This window comes from Massilia sp. Root418 (assembly GCF_001425265.1).
Lineage (GTDB): Bacteria > Pseudomonadota > Gammaproteobacteria > Burkholderiales > Burkholderiaceae_D > Rugamonas.
The window spans coordinates 991,631-1,008,027 of record NZ_LMEC01000020.1 but is presented as its reverse complement, the minus strand read 5'-3'; the positions used below and the strand labels follow the sequence as shown (position 1 = coordinate 1,008,027).

Genomic DNA, 16,397 nt, shown 5'->3' with positions numbered 1-16,397 from the left:
GAGGCGTGGTGCAGAACGACGTCCAGGCCGCAGATTCGCCAGCGGAAGGCGAGCTGCCGTCGTCCATCGTCAAGCGCGCGGACGGCGTCTTCTTCAAGGGGGACGCCACGCCGGCCGCCTGCCTGGCCGGCGTGAACCATTATTTCCTGGCCGGGGCCTGCTTCGCGGGCCTGGACTACGCGGTTTTCATCCGCGTGCTGTATGGCGTGGGCGCCGAGCTGCCGCACAATCTCAAGGACCAGCCCCTGATCCGCTTCGCCAGCGGCATCGAACCGTTCCCTGCCCAGCGGCGCGAACTGTATAAATCGGTGCGCATCGTCAACGGCGAAGCGGAGTACTACTTCGAGCCGGTGTTCTTCAACGTCCCCGACATGCCGCCCGAACCGGCGCGCCTGGCCTTCGACGAATTCGTGGCCGACATGTGGGTCAAGGGTATCCGTTTCGGCATCGACGCGCCTGCCGTCAAGGCCACCATCGCCGCCGGGCGCGTGGCGCGGCTGATCGTGGCGCGCAGGCTGCCCGCCACGCCGGGGCGCGACGCGGCCATTGTCGAAGTCTCGCAGAGCATCCACCGCAGCAACGCGCCGCGCGAAACGGCCAACGGCCGCTTCGACCTGCACACCTTCCAGAACCGCTTCCCGCAGGTGCCGCCGGGCGTGAAGCTGCTCAAGAAGGTGCCGCGTTCGGCCGGCCTGCGCGGCTATGAATTGTCCGGCATTCCGCTGGAACCGCCCGAGCCGCGCGACATCGACCTGGCCAGCGTGGCCGGCCCGGGCACCATGCTGGAGCAGGCAGGCGGCGTGGAATACCTGGTGTCGGCGCTGGAGGGCTTCATCAGCATCGACGGCAGCAAGAAGATCTCGATCGGCCCCAAGATCATCAGCCGCGAGGGCGTGAGCGTGCGCACCACGGGCAATTTGCAGCTCACCGGCGAGTACGAGGAATTCGGCGAGGTGCAGGAGCAGCGCGTGGTGGAGGGCGGCAACATCACCATCCATGGCGACGTGTTCGGCAATATCATTTCCCGCGGCGGCAACATCGCGCTGCAGCGCAACCTGATTGGCGGCAGCGCCGTCAACGCGGGCGGCAATGTGGCGGTGAAGGGCGTGGCCTCGGGCGCGGTGATACAGACCAAGCTGGGCGAGGTGGTCTTGGGGCGGGCCGAGAGCTGCGTCATTTCCGGCACGCGGGTGGTGATCGGGGAGGCCAGCAACTGCGAGATCATCGCGGATGAGGTGCTGATCAAGAGCGCCGAAGGCTGCGCCATCGCTGCGCGCCGCATCGAGGTGGGCCGTGCGGGGCCGCGCAGGCAGACCGAGATGCTGCTGTTTCCGCTGGTGCCGGACACCGCCAAGTATGACCAGGCCATTGCCGGGCACACCGAACGCGCGGCACGCTTCGGCGCGCAGGCGCAGCGCTTCAAGGCGGAGCTGGACGCCATCGCCGGCGAGCCCGAGCTGCGCAACTACCTCACGCTGGCCACCAGCGTGCGCAAGCAGGAAGTGATGCTGACGCCGGAGCAGCTGGTGCTGTTCCAGAAGATGGCGGTCTCGGTCGGGCCGGCACTGCGCTCGGTGGGCAAGCTGTCGCTCAGCGTGAAGGAGGCCAGGGCGCAGGAGGCAGTGGCGCTGGAGCAGGCCGTGATCGTGCGCAAGCAGAAGGAAACCGTGATCGGCCACGGGCGCTGCACGGTGCAGCTGGTGACGGGCGACACCATCGTGCGCGAGATGAAATTCAATCCGGACCTGGGCGCACCCTACGACCGCGCGCCGAAAGAGATCAAGGCCAGGCTGCGCGGCAGCACGTCCGGCATCGCCGCCATCTTCGCCGGCAGCAGCGGCTCGGTCGATTGGGCGGCGGCGTCGCCGTCGCTGCCGCAGGCGCAGCCCGGCGGATGACGCGCTGCGCGCCACGTTCGTACGGCGGATGGCGTAGGGCGGGTTAGGTGCGCAGCACCGTAACCCGCCGCCGCGCCGCCCGCGGCATCACATCTCCACCTTCCCCCGCAGCTTCTTGACCGCGGCATCCTTGGTCTTGCCGTCCAGCCGCTTGCGCTGCGAACTGCGCGTGGGGCGCGTTGGACGGCGCGGCTTGGCCAGCACGGCCACGCTGTCGACCAGCTCCTGCAAGCGCCTCAGCGCTTCCTCCTTGTTCGCCTCCAGGCTGCGCGCCTGCTGCGCCTTGAGCACCACCACGCCGTCCTTGGTAATGCGCGTGTCGCGCAACGCCAGCAGGCGTTCCTTGACCGCGTCCGGCAGCGAAGACGCCGCGATATCAAAGCGCGCGTGCACCGCGTTCGACACCTTGTTCACATTCTGCCCGCCCGGCCCCTGCGCGCGGATGGCGCTGAACTCCACCTCGTCCGGGTTGAGCATCATGCCTTGAACTTGAGCGGCCCGGCCGCTGCCCAGTACTCGCCCTCGCTCTCATGCACGGCCCGTACCGCCATGCCGCGCGCCTGGAACAGGGGATGCACCAGCGCCTCGCTGGTGCGCAGTATGGGCGACACGCAGCAGTCGCTGCCCGCGAAAGCTTCGGTCCACTGGGCCAGCGTGCGCTGCGCAAAGACCGCCTCCAGCTCTGCCTGCACCGCCAGCGCGTCCGGCCCGCCCACCTGCTGGCCGAGCTGCCAGTGGCGCGCCTTCAGGTCCGGCCGCTGCAGCACGTCGCAGCAGGCCTGCCAGAATTTCAGTTCCAGCGCGCCCACCGCCATGTAGCGGCCATCGCTGGTGCGGTACACGTTGTAGCAGGGCACGCCGCCGGTCAGCAGGTCGCGCCCGGGTGCGGCGTCGCCGCCGTTGTTCACGGCCACCAGCGGCATGATGTTGTTGGCGAATACCGCGTCCGTCATCGACACGTCCACGAAGCGGCCCATGCCGCCCATCTTCACCGCCACCAGCGCCGCCAGGATGCCTTGCAGCGCAGCCTGCGCGCCGCCCAGCAGGTCGCCAACCTGCAGGTTGGGCAGGGCGGGGCGGCCGTCGGGAGCGGCGTTCTGGTCGAGCATGCCGGCGTAGCCGACGTAGTTGATGTCGTGCCCGGCCAGCATGGCATAAGGCCCGTCCTGGCCGTAGCCGGAGATGGCGCACATCACCAGTTTGGGATTGCGCGCGCGCAGCACGTCCCAGCCGAGGCCCAGCTTGTCCATCACGCCGGGCCGGAAACTCTCCACCAGCACGTCCGCCTGCTCCACCATGGCCAGCAGCTGTTCGCGCTGGGCCGCGTCCTTCAGGTCCATGCGCAGGAAGCGCTTGCCGCGGTTGACCGCCACGAAAAATTGCGACACCTCCTTGCGCACGGGGCCCATCGCGCGCGCGTAGTCGCCCGGGCCGGGATCTTCGATCTTGATGATCTCGGCCCCCAGGTCCGCCAGCTGCATGGTGGCGGCTGGGCCGGGCAGCAGCCGGGTGAGGTCGAGCACGCGGATGCCGGACAGCGGCAGGGATGGTTCTGCTGGGGTCATTGGGTGGTCTCTTGTTCTTCGAGGATGGCGGTTTTGCTTTGATGGTCGCCCAGCGACAGCAGGCGCCCCATGGGGGACAGCGGCGCGCCTTTCTGCAGCGCGTCCAGCTCGCGCACCGCCTGCGTCACGGCGGGCGGGAAGTGCCAGTCGTGCGCGATGGCGGCCGATACCAGGCGCGCGCTGCGCAGCAGCTGGGCGCAAAACATGGGGCTGCCCAGGTCCCTGGATTCGCCCGCCGCCTGGTCCATCATGCGCAGCGACACCAGCAGGCCGGCGTTCTGCACCAGGCCGGCCAGGAAGGCCTCGAAAGGATCCACGCCAAGCGCTTCGGCCAGCGCCCGGTTGGCGGCGGCGCAGCGCTCGGACTGCTCCCAGATGCGCGGCGCCAGCAGCCTGGTGTAATGCCCGGAGTTGAGGTCGATGATCGGCTTGAAGGCGACCGTGGTGATGAGCTGGCGCAGGCCTTCCTGGCCGATGACGATGACCGCGTGCTCCACGCTGGCGATGGCTTGCGCGCCGGGCAGCATGGCGCCGTTGGCCAGGCGGATGACGGCAGCCACCAGCACCACGTCGTTGGAGATCTTGCGCGCGATGTCGGCGCCGGCGAAGTGCTCGCTGCGCAGGCTTTGCAGCAGTTGCGGGATCAGGCCGGGCATGCGGCGCATCAGATCCGCGCCGGAGGTGGGCGAGCCGGCGATGGCGGACAGTGTCTGCAGGATGCGCTGCTCGGCGCCGCTGGTTTCCAGCGTGTCCTCGTGCGCGGCGCCGAACAGCCAGCGGTTGTAGCGGGTGTTGAGCAGGTCTTTTTGCTCGAAGGTGGGGGCGGCCGGCACGGCGGCGGGACTGGCCTGCGGCGGTGCGGCTGGCGGTGCCGCTGGTGCAGGCGCGGCGGCGGCCTGTGGCACGGTCCGCGATGCTGCGGGCGGCACCTCGGGCGGCGCTGGCGGTGCCGGAGGTGCTGGCGGCAGCGCGCTGCGCGGCGCGGCGCCGCCTATCAACCGCTTGAGCCACTGGTACCACTGGTGCATGAGCTTGCCTTTATTTCGGGTGGGAGGAGCGCGTCCCATTGTAGCGGCTTGGCCGGCGTTTGCCACGCGCCGAAAACGTTGACTCCAATCAACACTTACGCCAGCGGCGCCGGGTAGGATGGTGAACGCGTCATCCTACAGTGAAAGGGTCATCATGCAATCCTCTACCTTGCAGGGCGTTGCCGATACGGGGCTGCGCCAGTACCTGAGCTTTCGCTTGGGCGGATTGGAATATGCGCTGGACTACCGCAATGTGCAGGAACTGCGCCCGCTCACGGCGCTGGAGCGCTTTTCCGCCGACGGTGAAGTCATCAGCGGCGTGGCGGTGTCGCGCGGCGTGATCATGCCTATCGTGGACATGCGGATCGCATTCGGGCCGCGCCCGCCGGTGCACGATCCACGTACGGACGTGATCATCCTCAAGCTGTCCGACTGCGTGATGGGAATGGTGACCGATGGCGTGACCGATATCATTACCCTGGCGGAGGGGAGCATCGAACCGATGCCGGGGCTGGCGGCCAATGTGGACTACTTGCTGGGGGTGGGGACCACGGATGCGGGCAGGCGGCTGATCGTGGTGGATATCGATAAGCTGATGTCGATACGGCGCGTGAATTTCGGCGGGTTACGTGCTGCGCACTAACCCGCCCTACGGTGCATACCTTATGCTGCCAGTGTGTAGGGCGGGTTAGTCCGAAGGACGTAACCCGCCGGCTTTATGCCGCCAGCGCTTCGAGCTGCTCCTGCAGCTCCAGCCATTCGCCTTCCAGCTGCGCCAGGTCCTTGGTGTAGAAGGCCTGGTCGGTGAGCAGGGTTTTCAGCTTGGCCTTGTTGGCCGCGTCGTAGATGGCGCTGTCGCCCAGCGCGGCGTCCACTTCGGCCTTCTGCGCGTTGCGCTTGGCGATGCTTTCTTCCAGGCGCTTGATCTTGTTCTCGATCGGCTTGCGCAGCGCGGACAGCTTCTGGCGCTGCTCGGCATCCTGGCGCTTCTGGTCCTTGCTGTTGACGGTGGACGCCGGCGGCGCCACCGGCGAGGCCACCGGGAACTCCGTCTTGTTGGCCTTGCCCGCTGCCGGCAGCACATCGGTGCCCTTGCCCAGCTTGGTCTGGAACAGCCAGTCCTTGTAGTCGTCCAGGTCGCCGTCGAAGGGCTGCAGCTTGCCGTCCGCGACGATGATGAACTGGTCGGTGGTGGCGCGCAGCAGGTGGCGATCGTGCGATACCACCACCAGCGTGCCTTCGAACTGCGCCAGCGCCTCGGTCAGTGCTTCGCGCGTTTCCAGGTCCAGGTGGTTGGTCGGTTCATCGAGCAGCAGCAGGTTGGGGCGCTGCCACACGATCAGGGCCAGCGCCAGGCGCGCCTTCTCGCCGCCGGAGAACGGCGCGATCGAGCTGGTGACCATGGTGCCCGGGAAATTGAAGCCGCCCAGGAAGTTGCGCAGCTCCTGCTCGCGTACGGTGGGCGCGATCTTGGCCAGGTGCCACAGCGGCGACTCGTCGTGGCGCAGCATCTCCACCTGGTGCTGGGCGAAGTAGCCGATGTTCAGGCCCTTGCCCATAGTGGCGTCGCCGGTCAGCGGCGCCAGTTCGCCCGCGATGGTCTTGATCAGCGTGGACTTGCCGGCGCCGTTCACGCCGAGCAGGCCGATGCGCTGGCCGATCTGCAGCGAGAAGTTGATGCCGTGGACGATGCTCTTGGTGGTGATGTCGCCGGTGGCTTCGTTCTCGATCCTGTAGCCCGCGTCCACGTCTTCCATGACCAGCAGCGGGTTCGGGGCGCTCAGCGGCTCGCGGAATTCGAAGGAGAATTCGGCTGCCGCGCGCAGCGGCGCCAGCTCTTCCATCTTGGCCAGCGCCTTCATGCGGCTCTGCGCCTGGCGGGCCTTGGAGGCCTGCGCCTTGAAGCGGTTGACGAACGATTCCAGGTGGGCGCGCTTGCGCTGCTGCTTTTCCAGCGCGCCGGCGGCCAGGATCATCTGCGCTGCGCGCTGGCGTTCGAAGGACGAGTAGTTGCCCGAGTAGCGCTTCAGCTTGCGCTCGTCGATGTGCACCACCACGTTCACCACTTCATCGAGGAAGTCGCGGTCGTGGGAGATGATGATCAGGGTGCCGGCGTAGCGCTTCAGCCAGTCTTCCAGCCAGATGATGGCGTCCAGGTCCAGGTGGTTGGTCGGTTCATCGAGCAGCAGCAGGTCGGAAGGGCACATCAGCGCCTGCGCCAGGTTCAAACGCATGCGCCAGCCGCCCGAGAAGCTGGCCACCGGCAGCTGCATCTGGTCCAGCGTAAAGCCCAGGCCCAGCAGCAGCTGTTCGCCGCGCGACTGCACGGTGTAGGCGTCGGCGTCTGCCAGCGCGCTGTAGATTTCGCCCATGGCGATGCCGTTGTCGGCCGATTCCGGTTCCGATTCCAGACGTGCCAGTTCCGCTTCCAGCTTGCGCAGGTTGACGTCGCCGTCGATGGCATAATCGAGGGCGCAGCGTTCCAGCGGCGGGGTTTCCTGCGCAACGTAAGCGACGCGCCATTTGGCCGGGAAGTCGATTTCGCCCTGGTCCGGGTGCAGCTCGCCGCGCATCATCGCGAACAGGCTGGATTTGCCGGCGCCGTTGGCGCCGATCAGGCCGATCTTGTCGCCGGGATTGAGGGTGACATCGACCTGCTCCAGCAGCGGCTTCACGCCGCGCATCAGGCTTACTTGGATAAAGCGGATCATAGCGTGTTCTTTACAGTTTGAGCTGGTCGGCGGTCAGCAGGAATACCATGTCGTCGCCGGCGCTGGTGGTGAGCCAGGTCAGGCCGAGGTGGCCGAAGGCTTTCTCGGCGAATTCGCGTTCGTTGCCGATTTCGACGATCAGCAAGCCTTCGTCGGTCAGGCGCTCGCCGGCGCCGGCCACGATCTTGCGCACCAGGTCCATGCCGTCCGCGCCGCCTTCCAGCGCAATCTGCGGCTCGGCCAGGTATTCCGGCGGCAGCTTGGCCATCGAACCGGAGTTCACGTACGGCGGGTTGGTGATGATCAGGTCGTACTTCTTGTTCGGCACGTTGGTGTACAGGTCGGACTCGATCAGGGTCAGGCGGTCCTGCAGCTTGTAGGCGTCCACGTTGATGCGGGCCACGTCCAGCGCATCCTTCGAGATGTCCACCGCGTCCACCTGCGCGTTCGGGAAGGCTTCGGCCAGCATGATGGCCAGGCAGCCGGAACCCGTGCACAGCTCCAGTACGTTGGTGGTGGCTTCAGGATCGACCATCCATGGCGAGAAGTAGTCCGGAATCAGTTCGGCGATGAAGGAGCGCGGCACCAGCGCGCGCTCGTCCACGTAGAAGCTGTAAGGGCCCAGCCACGCTTCGCGGGTGATGTAGGCGGCCGGCACGCGGTCGGTGGCGCGGCGCTCGATCACGGCCAGCACGGCGTCGATCTCCTGCGGCAGCAGGCGCGCGTCCAGGAAGGGGTCCAGCTTGTCCAGCGGCAGCTTGAGTGTGTGCAGGATCAGGTAGGCCGCTTCGTCCAGCGCTTCCACGCTGCCATGGCCGAAGAACAGCTTGGCGGTGTTGAAGCGGGTGACGGCGTAGCGCAGCAGGTCGCGCGGGGTGGTGAAAAGGGAGGTGGTCATTATTATTCTCGCAATTGGAGCGGCCGCGTTCAGCGCAGCAGGTTCTCAAGGGTACGGCGGTAGATGTTCTTCAGCGGGTCGATGAAACGCAGCTCGATATGTTCATCGATCTTGTGGATGCTGGCGTTGGGAGGGCCGAATTCTATCACCTGGGGGCAGATCTGCGCGATAAAGCGGCCGTCCGAGGTGCCGCCGGTGGTCGACAGCTCGGTCTCGATACCGGTTTCGGCGCGGATCGCGTCGGCCACGGCGGTGCTCAGCGTGCCGCGCGGGGTCAGGAAGGGCAGGCCGCTGAGGGTCCATTTCAGGTCGTATTCCAGGCCGTGCCGGTCCAGGATGGCGTGCACGCGCGCGCGCAGTTCTTCGTGCGTGCTGGCGGTGGAGAAGCGGAAGTTGAAGTCGATCTCCAGCGCGCCGGGAATGACGTTGTTGGCGCCGGTGCCGGCCTTGATGTTGGACATCTGCCAGGAGGTGGGCAGGTAGTACTCGTTGCCCTGGTCCCAGACTTCCGCCACCAGGTCCGCCAGCGCCTGCGCCGACTGGTGGATGGGGTTGCGCGCCAGCTGCGGATAGGCGATGTGGCCCTGGATGCCCTTGATCACCAGGTGGCCGGACAGCGAACCGCGGCGGCCGTTCTTGATCATGTCGCCCAGGGTCTTGTCCGAGGTGGGTTCGCCGACGATGCAGTAATCGATAGTCTCGCCGCGCGCCTTCAGCTTTTCCACCACCACCACGGTGCCGTCGGTGGCCGGGCCTTCCTCGTCGCTGGTGATGAGGAAGGCGATCGAGCCCTTATGGTCCGCATTGGCGGCCACGAACTCCTCGCAGGCCACCACGAAGGCGGCGATGGAGGTCTTCATGTCGGCCGCGCCACGGCCATACAGCTTGCCGTCGCGGTGGGTGGGGTAGAAGGGCTCGGACGACCACTGCTCGACCGGGCCGGTGGGCACCACGTCGGTGTGGCCGGCGAACACCAGCACCGGGCTGGCCGTGCCGCGCCGCGCCCACAGATTGGTCACGTCGCCGGAGACGATGGTCTCGCACTGGAAGCCGAGCGGCTCCAGCAGGGCGATCAGCTGCTCCTGGCAGCCCTTGTCCTCAGGCGTGACGGAGGCGCGGCCGAGCAGTTTCTCGGTCAGTGCGAGCGTGCGGGAGTGCTGGCTGGAGGTGGTCATTTGGTGAAGATCTGGCGGTAGGCGTCCGGCGAGAAGCCGACGTGGCAGGCTTCGCCCGCGCCTTGCAGTACGGGGCGCTTGATCACGGACGGGAACTCCAGCATCAGCGCGGTGGCGCTGGCGGCGTCGGTGACGGCGGCCTTGCGCTCGTCGGGCAGGCCGCGCCAGGTGGTGCCCTTCTTGTTGACCAGGACCTCCCAGCCCAGGGTCTGCAGCCAGCCGCTGACGGTGCGCGCGTCCAGGCCCTGCTTTTTGAAGTCGTGGAAGGTGAATTCGTGCTGCTGGTCAGCCAGCCAGACGCGGGCTTTCTTCACCGTGTCGCAGTTGGGGATGCCGTAGAGAGTAATCATGGGATACGTAAGTTCGGGAGCGTGGCCGCGCCGGGCGGCGGCCGAAGTGCAGCATTATAACGTGACTGGCACGCACTTCGGCCCCTTCCGGCTCAGGCCGCGACGCGCGAGCGCGAGCTGGCGGCCACCAGCAGCATGGCGCAGCCCAGGCCCGCGAAGGCCATCTGCAGGCTGGAGGCGTGGGCGATGAAGCCGATCAGCGCGGGGCCGGCCAGGATGCCGGCGTAGCCGATGGTGGTGATGGCGCCCACGGCCAGGCCGGCCGGCATGTCGTGCTGGTTGCCGGCCGCCGTGAACAGGATGGGCACGATGTTGGAGGCGCCCAGGCCGATCAGCACGAAGCCGAGCAGCGCCACGGCAGGCGTGGGCGCGGCGACGGCGGTGAAAAAGCCGGCGGCGGCGCACAGGCCGCCCGCCAGCAGCACGCGCTGGCGGCCGAAGCGGGCAACGATCCTGTCGCCGGTGAAGCGCCCCAGCGTCATGGCGACAGCGAAGGCGGCGTAGCCCAGGCCGCCCTGGTCGGCACTGATGCCGGTGGCGGTGGTGAGCAGCAGGGCGCTCCAGTCCAGCACAGCGCCTTCGGCCATGAAGCAGGCAAAGCACAGCAGGCCGATCACGGCCACGGCGCCGCGCGGGACCACGAACAGGCGCCGGTCTTCCTTGCCGCCGGACTGCGTGGCCGCGGCGGGCAGCAGATTGGGCGCGGCGGCGGCCAGTGCAGCAGCTGCCACGGCGGCCACCAGTACGGAAGCCATCAGCGTATCCATGCCCGCCCACAGCAGCGCGGCCATGCCGCCCGCGCCGGCGATGCCGCCCACGCTGAACATGCCGTGGAAGCCGGACATCAGCGCGCCGCCGCTTGCCTTTTCCACCTGCACGGCTTGCACATTGATGGCCACGTCCAGCGTGCCGATGGTGGCGCCGAACAGGAACAGCGTCACGCCCAGCAGCAGCGGCGACGGTGCGATGGCGAGGAAGGGCAGCACCGCGCACACCAGCGCGCCGGACAGCAGCACCACCGGCCGGCAGCCGAAGCGAGTGGTCAGCGCGCCGGTGACGGGCATGGCCAGCAGCGAGCCGACGCCCAGGCACAGCAGCAGCATGCCCAGTTGCGCCGCCTCGATATGCAGCCGTTCCTTGGCATACGGCACCAGCGGCGCCCAGGCGGCCATGGTGATGCCGGCGGTCAGAAATCCCAGGCGGGTGGAGAGGCGGTGTGCTGCTGAGTTATTCATGGAAATCCGTGGCTGGTTAGCGCTAACGTGGGGTTCGGTAATTGTACCCACAGGGCTAGGAATTTGCTGAAAGCGTTCCCGGCTCGCGAATGAGATGGCTGTGCCTGATAATTGCATCGGGTGCGAACAGCTCCGCCCAACCCAACCTCAATCCGGGAGGCCCGGCCGGAACGGAAGGCGAGCTGATCCGGTGACACGTGGGCCTGCAGTCAAAGGAAAACTCAAGCTGACGCGGGCTGTGCTGGAGTGGCGTTGAGGCGGTCAGGTGTTGAGGGTGAACTCGGTGAAGGAGGTTTCGGCGACCGGCGCTTTCTGCTCCGGTTCTTCGTGCTTGCTGTCCGGCCCGTTGTTCAGCAGCCAGAGCAGGTTGGTGGCCGAGTCGGCGTTGGCGAGGGCTTCTTCCTGGCTGATCAGGCCTTCCTGCACCAGCTTGAACAGCGCCATCTCGAACGACTGCGAGCCGGCCGACAGGCTTTTTTCCAGCGCTTCCTTGATCTGGCCGATCTCGCCTTTTTCGATCAGGTCCGAGATGTGGCGGGTATTGAGCATCACTTCCACCGCCGCCGTGCGCGTGCCGCCGTTAATGGAGCGGATCAGGCGCTGCGAGACGATGGCTTTCACCGTGGACGACAAGTCCTGCAGCAGCGCCGCGCGGTTTTCGATGGGGTAGAAGCTGATGATGCGGTTCAGCGCGTTGTAGCTGTTGTTGGCGTGCAGCGTGGCCAGCACCAGGTGGCCGGACTGGGCATAGGCCAGCGCGGCGGCCATGGTTTCGCGGTCGCGGATTTCGCCGATCAGGATGCAGTCCGGCGCCTGCCGCATGGAGTTGCGCAGCGCGGTGTAGAAGTCCTTGGCGTCGCTGCCGATCTCGCGCTGGTTGACGATGGATTTCTTGTTCTTGAACAGATACTCGATGGGATCTTCGAGCGTGAGGATGTGGCCCGAGCGCAGTTCGTTGCGGTGGTCCAGCATGGAGGCGATGGTGGTGGACTTGCCGGAGCCGGTGGCGCCCACCAGCAGCAGCAGGCCGCGCTTTTCCATGATCAGCTCCGCCAGGATGGGCGGCAGCGCCAGCTCGGCCAGCACCGGGATATTGGCCGGCACGAAGCGGAACACGGCCGAGATGCTGCCGCGCTGGCGGAAGGCCGACAGGCGGAAGCGTCCCAGGTTGGGCACCGAGACGCCCATGTTCAGCTCATTGTCGCGCTCCAGTTCCGCCATCTGCTCGGGGGAGCAGATTTCGGCCAGCAGCGCGTGGATGTTTTCCGGCTCCAGCATTTGCTGGTTGATGGGGATCAGGTTGCCGTTGATCTTGATGTGAACCGGCGAATTGACCGCGAAGAACATGTCCGACGCGTTCTTCTCCTTCATCAGCTGGAACAGGCGGTCCATTGCCATAGGGCTCTCCGTTTGGCGGGTTACGGCGCTTTGCGCCTGCGTAATGCGTAGGGCGGGTTAGGAGCGCAGCTCCGTAACCCGCCATGGCATCAGATACCGCGCAGCAGTTCGTTGATGCCGGTCTTGGAGCGGGTCTGCGCGTCCACGCGCTTGACGATCACCGCGCAGTACAGGCTGTACTTGCCGTCGTCCGACGGCAGCGAGCCCGATACCACCACCGAACCCGAAGGGATGCGGCCGTAAGTCACTTCGCCGGTGGCGCGGTCGTAGATCTTGGTCGACTGGCCGATGTACACGCCCATCGAGATCACCGAGTTCTCTTCCACGATCACGCCTTCCACGATCTCCGAGCGCGCGCCGATGAAGCAGTTGTCTTCGATGATGGTCGGATTGGCCTGCATCGGCTCCAGCACGCCGCCGATGCCCACGCCGCCGGACAGGTGCACGTTCTTGCCGATCTGCGCGCAGGAACCCACGGTGGCCCAGGTGTCGACCATGGCGCCTTCATCGACGTAGGCGCCGATGTTGACGTAGGAAGGCATCAGCACCACGTTCTTGGCGATGAAGGAACCGCGGCGCGCCACGGCGGGCGGCACCACGCGGAAGCCGCCGGCCTGGAAGTCCGCTTCGGTGTAGTTGGCGAACTTGGTCGGCACCTTGTCGTAGAACTGCATGGTGCCGTCCGATGGCAGCACCACGTTGTTCTCCAGACGGAACGACAGCAGCACGGCTTTCTTGATCCACTGGTTCACCACCCAGGTGCCGGTGTCTTTTTGCGCCACGCGCAGGGAGCCGTTATCCAGGCCGGCCAGCACGTGCGATACCGCGTCGCGCAGTTCGGCGCTGCCGTTGGCAGGGTTGATCTCGGCGCGGTTGTCCCAGGCTTGTTCGATGATGTTTTGCAGTTGTTGGGTCATGATGCTTCTCTTTTATGTAGACAGGTTTTTGCAGAATTGGACGATGCGCTGCGCCGCTTCCAGCCCTTCGGAGGCTTCGGCCACCAGCGCCATGCGGATGCGGTTGCGGCCCGGGTTCACGCCATGCGCGTCGCGCGCCAGGTAGCTGCCGGGCAGTACGGTGACATTATATTCGGCGTACAGGCGCTGGGCGAACTCGGTGTCCGACAGGCCGGTGCGGCTGACGTCGGCCCACAGGTAGAAACCGGCGTCCGGCAGCGCCACGTCCATCACTTCCCGCAGCAGCGGCGTGATGGCGGCGAACTTGGCGCGGTACTGGGCGCGGTTGGCTTCGACGTGGGTCTCGTCGTTCCAGGCCGCCACCGACGCAGCCTGCACGGAAGGGCTCATGGCCCCGCCGTGATAGGTGCGGTACAACAGGAATTTTTTCAGCACTTCGGCGTCGCCGGCCACGAAGCCCGAGCGCATGCCCGGCACGTTGGAGCGCTTGGACAGGCTGGAGAACACCACCAGGCGCGCGTAAGGGCGCTCCACGGTGGACAGGCCCAGCATGTGGGCCGCCTGCAGCGCGCCCAGCGGCGCTTCATCGCCGTGGTAGATCTCGGAGTAGCACTCGTCGGCGGCGATGATGAAGTCGTAGCGCTCGGACAGCGCGAACAGGTTTTCCCAGTCCGTGAGCGACAGCACGGCGCCGGTCGGGTTGCCCGGGGAGCACAGGAACAGCAGCTGCACGCGTTCCCACACCGAGGCGGGGATGCTGTCGTAGTCGCAGCCGAAGTTGCGGGCCGGGTCGGAATTCACGAAATACGGCTCGGCGCCGGCCAGGTAGGCCGCGCCTTCGTAGATCTGGTAAAACGGATTGGGCGATACCACAAGCGCCTTGGCAGCCGGATCGATCACGGTCTGCGCCAGCGCGAACAGCGCCTCGCGCGAGCCGTTTACCGGCAGCACCTGGGTGGCCGGATTCAGCGCCGGAATGCCGTAGCGGCGTTCCAGCCAGCCGCAAATGGCGCCGCGCAGCGCTTCCGAGCCGATGGTGGTCGGGTAGGTCGCCAGGCCGTTGATGTTGTCGACCAGCGCCTGCTGGATGAAGGGCGGCGTCGGGTGTTTCGGCTCGCCCATGCCCAGGCTGATGGCGGAGTAGTCGGCGTTCGGCGTCACCTTGGCGAACAACTGGCGCAGCTTTTCGAACGGGTATGGTTGCAGCTTATCGAGATGTGGATTCACAGGCGGACCAAAGAGCGGAAATCGGAACCAGCCATTATAGCGCCAGCGCGGGCCCCTTGTGCGCCGCAGCGGAGATGCACTGTATTGCAAATTTGATAGCACATGCAATAATGCCGGCATCTTAGCTATGAAAGCCGCCCATGCAGGCAGACTCCGCCCAGACCGTCCTCGAAGCCACCACCACCCGCGCCAACGGCTATCTGCGCCTGTCCGTCGGCCTGCTGCAGGGCGGCCTGCTGTATCTGTTGCACCGGGCCGCCGGCAGCGACGCGTGGCCGGCCACCGAACCGCTGCTGTTCGTGCCGCTATTGATGGCCGCCGTGCTGCTGCCCATCCTGCTCATCTCAAGCCTGGGCCACATTGGCGGGCGCAGGCTGGCGCTGTGGATGGCTGCCGCCGCCGCAGTGGTTGTGGCTTTTGGCCTGCACGACGCATGGCGTGCCGGCGGCGGGGCCGCCATCATCGCATCGGGCAAGGCGGGGCGTTATCCGTCCGCGCTGGTGTCGGTGTTCAGCGCCGCGTTCTTATTCATCGCCCACTCGCTGGTGATGGCAAGCGTGCAGGAAAGGCGGCGCCTGGCCGGCTATGCCGCTTATTTCGAGACCGCCTGGAAGCTGTTCATCCAGGCGGCGTTCTCGGTGCTGTTCGTCGGCGCGCTGTGGGCCATGCTCAACCTCGGCAGCGGGCTGTTCATGCTGCTCAAGCTGGAATTCCTGAAGCGCCTGCTGCGCGAAGCGTGGTTCAACGCGCCCGTGCTGTGTTTTGCCTTTGCCTGCGCCATGCACATCACGGACGTGCGTCCGGCCATCGTGCGCGGCATCCGCACCCTGCTGCTGGTGCTCATGTCCTGGCTGCTGCCGGTGACGGTGCTGCTGCTGGCGGGCTTCCTCGGCAGCCTGCCGTTCACCGGGCTGGAAACGCTGTGGAACACCCGCCACGCCACCAGCGTGCTGCTGAGCGCTGCCGCCACGCTGGTGGTGCTGATCAACGCGGCCTACCAGAACGGGGAAGTGGCGGGCACGGTGGCGCGCGTGGTGCGCTGGAGCGCCCGCGTCGGCGCGCTGATGCTGCTGCCGCTGGCGGCCATCGCGGTGTATGCACTCAGCCTGCGCGTGGGCGACTACGGCTGGAGTTCGGACCGCCTCATTGCGGCGGCCTGCCTGCTGGTGGCAGCCTGCTACGCCGCCGGCTACGCCTACGCCGCCCTGCAGCGCGGCCCCTGGCTGCACACCCTGTCGCTGACCAACGTGGGCGCAGCCTGGCTGGTGCTGGCGGTGCTGCTGGCGCTGTTCACGCCCATTGCCGACCCGGCGCGCCTTTCCGTCGACAGCCAGATGGCGCGGCTGGAACGCGGCGCGGTGAGAGCCGACAAGTTCGACTACGAATACCTGAAATTCGAAGGCGCCCGCTACGGGCGCGCAGCGCTGGAGCGCCTGCAGTCTGCCACCGGCGCGGACGCCGCGCTCAAACGCGCGGGAGCCACGGCTGCACTGCATAAGGAATATCGCTGGCAGAAGGCTGGCGAGGCCGCACTGAGCGGCGCGGAGATCGCGCTCAATCTCACGGTCTGGCCGAAGGGGGCCCGCCTGCCGGAAGGCTTTCCGGATGCCGGCTGGGCCGGGCTGCACGCTGGCGGCACCGACGTCCCGCTCTGCCTTTATCAGCAGGGCGCGCACTGCGATGCCGTCGTGGCGGACATGACCGGCGACGGCCAGGCCGACGTGCTGGTGATCGGCACTGCGCCGCACATCGGTTCGTCCCTGCTGGCGCTGCGGGACGGGAAGTGGACGGTTGCCGGCCGCCTGCCGTACACGCTGTCCGGCTGCGAAAGCCTGCTCGGCAAGCTCAAGGCGGGCCGGGTGACAACCGTTGCGAAAGCCTTGCCGGATCTGGAAGTCGATGGCGTGCGCATCCCGGTCGAGTCGCCCGAGCGGCTGCACATGCAGGCCTGCCGCTGACAAGGCGGTGCGTGCGGCGTCCTGCCATGGCTGGCAT

At 66.8% G+C, this 16,397-nt stretch carries 14 protein-coding genes; 3 read left to right on the top strand and 11 right to left on the bottom strand.

Translation table 11 applies throughout. The features are described 5' to 3' along the window. Positions 1-8: 8 nt before the first annotated feature. Positions 9-1,898, top strand: coding sequence for a flagellar assembly protein A (locus tag ASC94_RS16775; RefSeq protein ID WP_056398083.1), 1,890 nt, complete (start codon positions 9-11; stop codon positions 1,896-1,898). 87 nt (positions 1,899-1,985) lie between these two features. On the opposite strand, the gene arfB is transcribed toward ASC94_RS16775, so the two are convergent. The 3 genes from arfB to ASC94_RS16760 are packed head-to-tail and all read right to left on the bottom strand — an operon-like array spanning position 1,986 to position 4,491. Continuing rightward, the gene (gene arfB, locus ASC94_RS16770) at positions 1,986-2,375 is read right to left on the bottom strand and encodes an alternative ribosome rescue aminoacyl-tRNA hydrolase ArfB (protein ID WP_056397066.1); all 390 of its coding nucleotides are present in this window, start codon (positions 2,373-2,375) and stop codon (positions 1,986-1,988) included. After that, positions 2,375-3,463, bottom strand: a complete 1,089-nt coding sequence (locus ASC94_RS16765) for a CaiB/BaiF CoA-transferase family protein (protein ID WP_056397062.1) — start codon at positions 3,461-3,463, stop codon at positions 2,375-2,377. Before ASC94_RS16765 ends, arfB begins: the two co-directional genes overlap by 1 nt. Then, positions 3,460-4,491, bottom strand: coding sequence for an HDOD domain-containing protein (locus ASC94_RS16760; RefSeq protein WP_056397057.1), 1,032 nt, complete (start codon positions 4,489-4,491; stop codon positions 3,460-3,462). Before ASC94_RS16760 ends, ASC94_RS16765 begins: the two co-directional genes overlap by 4 nt. Positions 4,492-4,645: 154 nt before the next feature. Between ASC94_RS16760 and ASC94_RS16755 the strand changes: the two genes are divergently transcribed. Beyond that, complete coding sequence (locus tag ASC94_RS16755; RefSeq protein ID WP_056398080.1) at positions 4,646-5,134, top strand: chemotaxis protein CheW; 489 nt, start codon at positions 4,646-4,648, stop codon at positions 5,132-5,134. A gap of 73 nt (positions 5,135-5,207) precedes the next feature. Here ASC94_RS16755 and ASC94_RS16750 read toward each other — a convergent pair whose 3' ends face one another. From ASC94_RS16750 to dapC, 8 genes are all read right to left on the bottom strand, one after another. Then, on the bottom strand, positions 5,208-7,202 hold the full coding sequence (locus ASC94_RS16750; RefSeq protein WP_056397054.1) for an ATP-binding cassette domain-containing protein: 1,995 nt from the start codon (positions 7,200-7,202) through the stop codon (positions 5,208-5,210). Between the two features lie 10 nt (positions 7,203-7,212). After that, positions 7,213-8,100: a 50S ribosomal protein L3 N(5)-glutamine methyltransferase gene (gene prmB, locus ASC94_RS16745; RefSeq protein ID WP_056397051.1), complete on the bottom strand. Its 888-nt coding sequence runs from the start codon at positions 8,098-8,100 to the stop codon at positions 7,213-7,215. 29 nt (positions 8,101-8,129) lie between these two features. Continuing rightward, on the bottom strand, positions 8,130-9,275 hold the full coding sequence (gene dapE / locus ASC94_RS16740) for a succinyl-diaminopimelate desuccinylase (RefSeq protein WP_056397048.1): 1,146 nt from the start codon (positions 9,273-9,275) through the stop codon (positions 8,130-8,132). Further along, a complete protein-coding gene (locus ASC94_RS16735; RefSeq protein WP_056397045.1) occupies positions 9,272-9,625 on the bottom strand; it encodes an ArsC family reductase in 354 nt (117 codons plus the stop codon). The genes dapE and ASC94_RS16735 overlap by 4 nt, the downstream gene beginning before the upstream one ends. Before the next feature lie 92 nt (positions 9,626-9,717). Then, entirely contained in the window at positions 9,718-10,860 is a 1,143-nt protein-coding gene (locus ASC94_RS16730) for an MFS transporter (protein WP_056397042.1), read from the bottom strand. Positions 10,861-11,121: 261 nt separating this feature from the next. After that, positions 11,122-12,258: a PilT/PilU family type 4a pilus ATPase gene (locus ASC94_RS16725; protein WP_056397039.1), complete on the bottom strand. Its 1,137-nt coding sequence runs from the start codon at positions 12,256-12,258 to the stop codon at positions 11,122-11,124. A gap of 89 nt (positions 12,259-12,347) precedes the next feature. Next, positions 12,348-13,175 carry a 2,3,4,5-tetrahydropyridine-2,6-dicarboxylate N-succinyltransferase gene (dapD, locus tag ASC94_RS16720; protein ID WP_056397036.1) on the bottom strand — a complete coding sequence of 276 codons (828 nt, stop codon included), beginning with the start codon at positions 13,173-13,175 and terminating at the stop codon, positions 12,348-12,350. A 12-nt stretch (positions 13,176-13,187) separates the two neighbouring features. Beyond that, on the bottom strand, positions 13,188-14,402 hold the full coding sequence (gene dapC / locus ASC94_RS16715) for a succinyldiaminopimelate transaminase (RefSeq protein ID WP_056397033.1): 1,215 nt from the start codon (positions 14,400-14,402) through the stop codon (positions 13,188-13,190). Positions 14,403-14,542: 140 nt separating this feature from the next. On the opposite strand from dapC, the gene ASC94_RS16710 reads away from it, so the two are divergent. Further along, the gene (locus tag ASC94_RS16710) at positions 14,543-16,360 is read left to right on the top strand and encodes a DUF4153 domain-containing protein (protein WP_056397029.1); all 1,818 of its coding nucleotides are present in this window, start codon (positions 14,543-14,545) and stop codon (positions 16,358-16,360) included. Positions 16,361-16,397: the final 37 nt, after the last annotated feature.

What these genes read in the sequence shown, in the direction of transcription:
- ASC94_RS16765 (WP_056397062.1), bottom strand. Translation starts at nt 3,463, where the DNA reads ATGACCCCAGCAGAACCATCCCTGCCGCTGTCCGGCATCCGCGTGCTC.
- ASC94_RS16725 (WP_056397039.1), bottom strand. Translation starts at nt 12,258, where the DNA reads ATGGCAATGGACCGCCTGTTCCAGCTGATGAAGGAGAAGAACGCGTCG.
- ASC94_RS16750 (WP_056397054.1), bottom strand. Translation starts at nt 7,202, where the DNA reads ATGATCCGCTTTATCCAAGTAAGCCTGATGCGCGGCGTGAAGCCGCTG.
- ASC94_RS16755 (WP_056398080.1), top strand. Translation starts at nt 4,646, where the DNA reads ATGCAATCCTCTACCTTGCAGGGCGTTGCCGATACGGGGCTGCGCCAG.
- dapD (WP_056397036.1), bottom strand. Translation starts at nt 13,175, where the DNA reads ATGACCCAACAACTGCAAAACATCATCGAACAAGCCTGGGACAACCGC.
- prmB (WP_056397051.1), bottom strand. Translation starts at nt 8,100, where the DNA reads ATGACCACCTCCCTTTTCACCACCCCGCGCGACCTGCTGCGCTACGCC.
- ASC94_RS16760 (WP_056397057.1), bottom strand. Translation starts at nt 4,491, where the DNA reads ATGCACCAGTGGTACCAGTGGCTCAAGCGGTTGATAGGCGGCGCCGCG.
- ASC94_RS16735 (WP_056397045.1), bottom strand. Translation starts at nt 9,625, where the DNA reads ATGATTACTCTCTACGGCATCCCCAACTGCGACACGGTGAAGAAAGCC.
- ASC94_RS16730 (WP_056397042.1), bottom strand. Translation starts at nt 10,860, where the DNA reads ATGAATAACTCAGCAGCACACCGCCTCTCCACCCGCCTGGGATTTCTG.
- ASC94_RS16710 (WP_056397029.1), top strand. Translation starts at nt 14,543, where the DNA reads ATGCAGGCAGACTCCGCCCAGACCGTCCTCGAAGCCACCACCACCCGC.
- arfB (WP_056397066.1), bottom strand. Translation starts at nt 2,375, where the DNA reads ATGCTCAACCCGGACGAGGTGGAGTTCAGCGCCATCCGCGCGCAGGGG.
- dapE (WP_056397048.1), bottom strand. Translation starts at nt 9,275, where the DNA reads ATGACCACCTCCAGCCAGCACTCCCGCACGCTCGCACTGACCGAGAAA.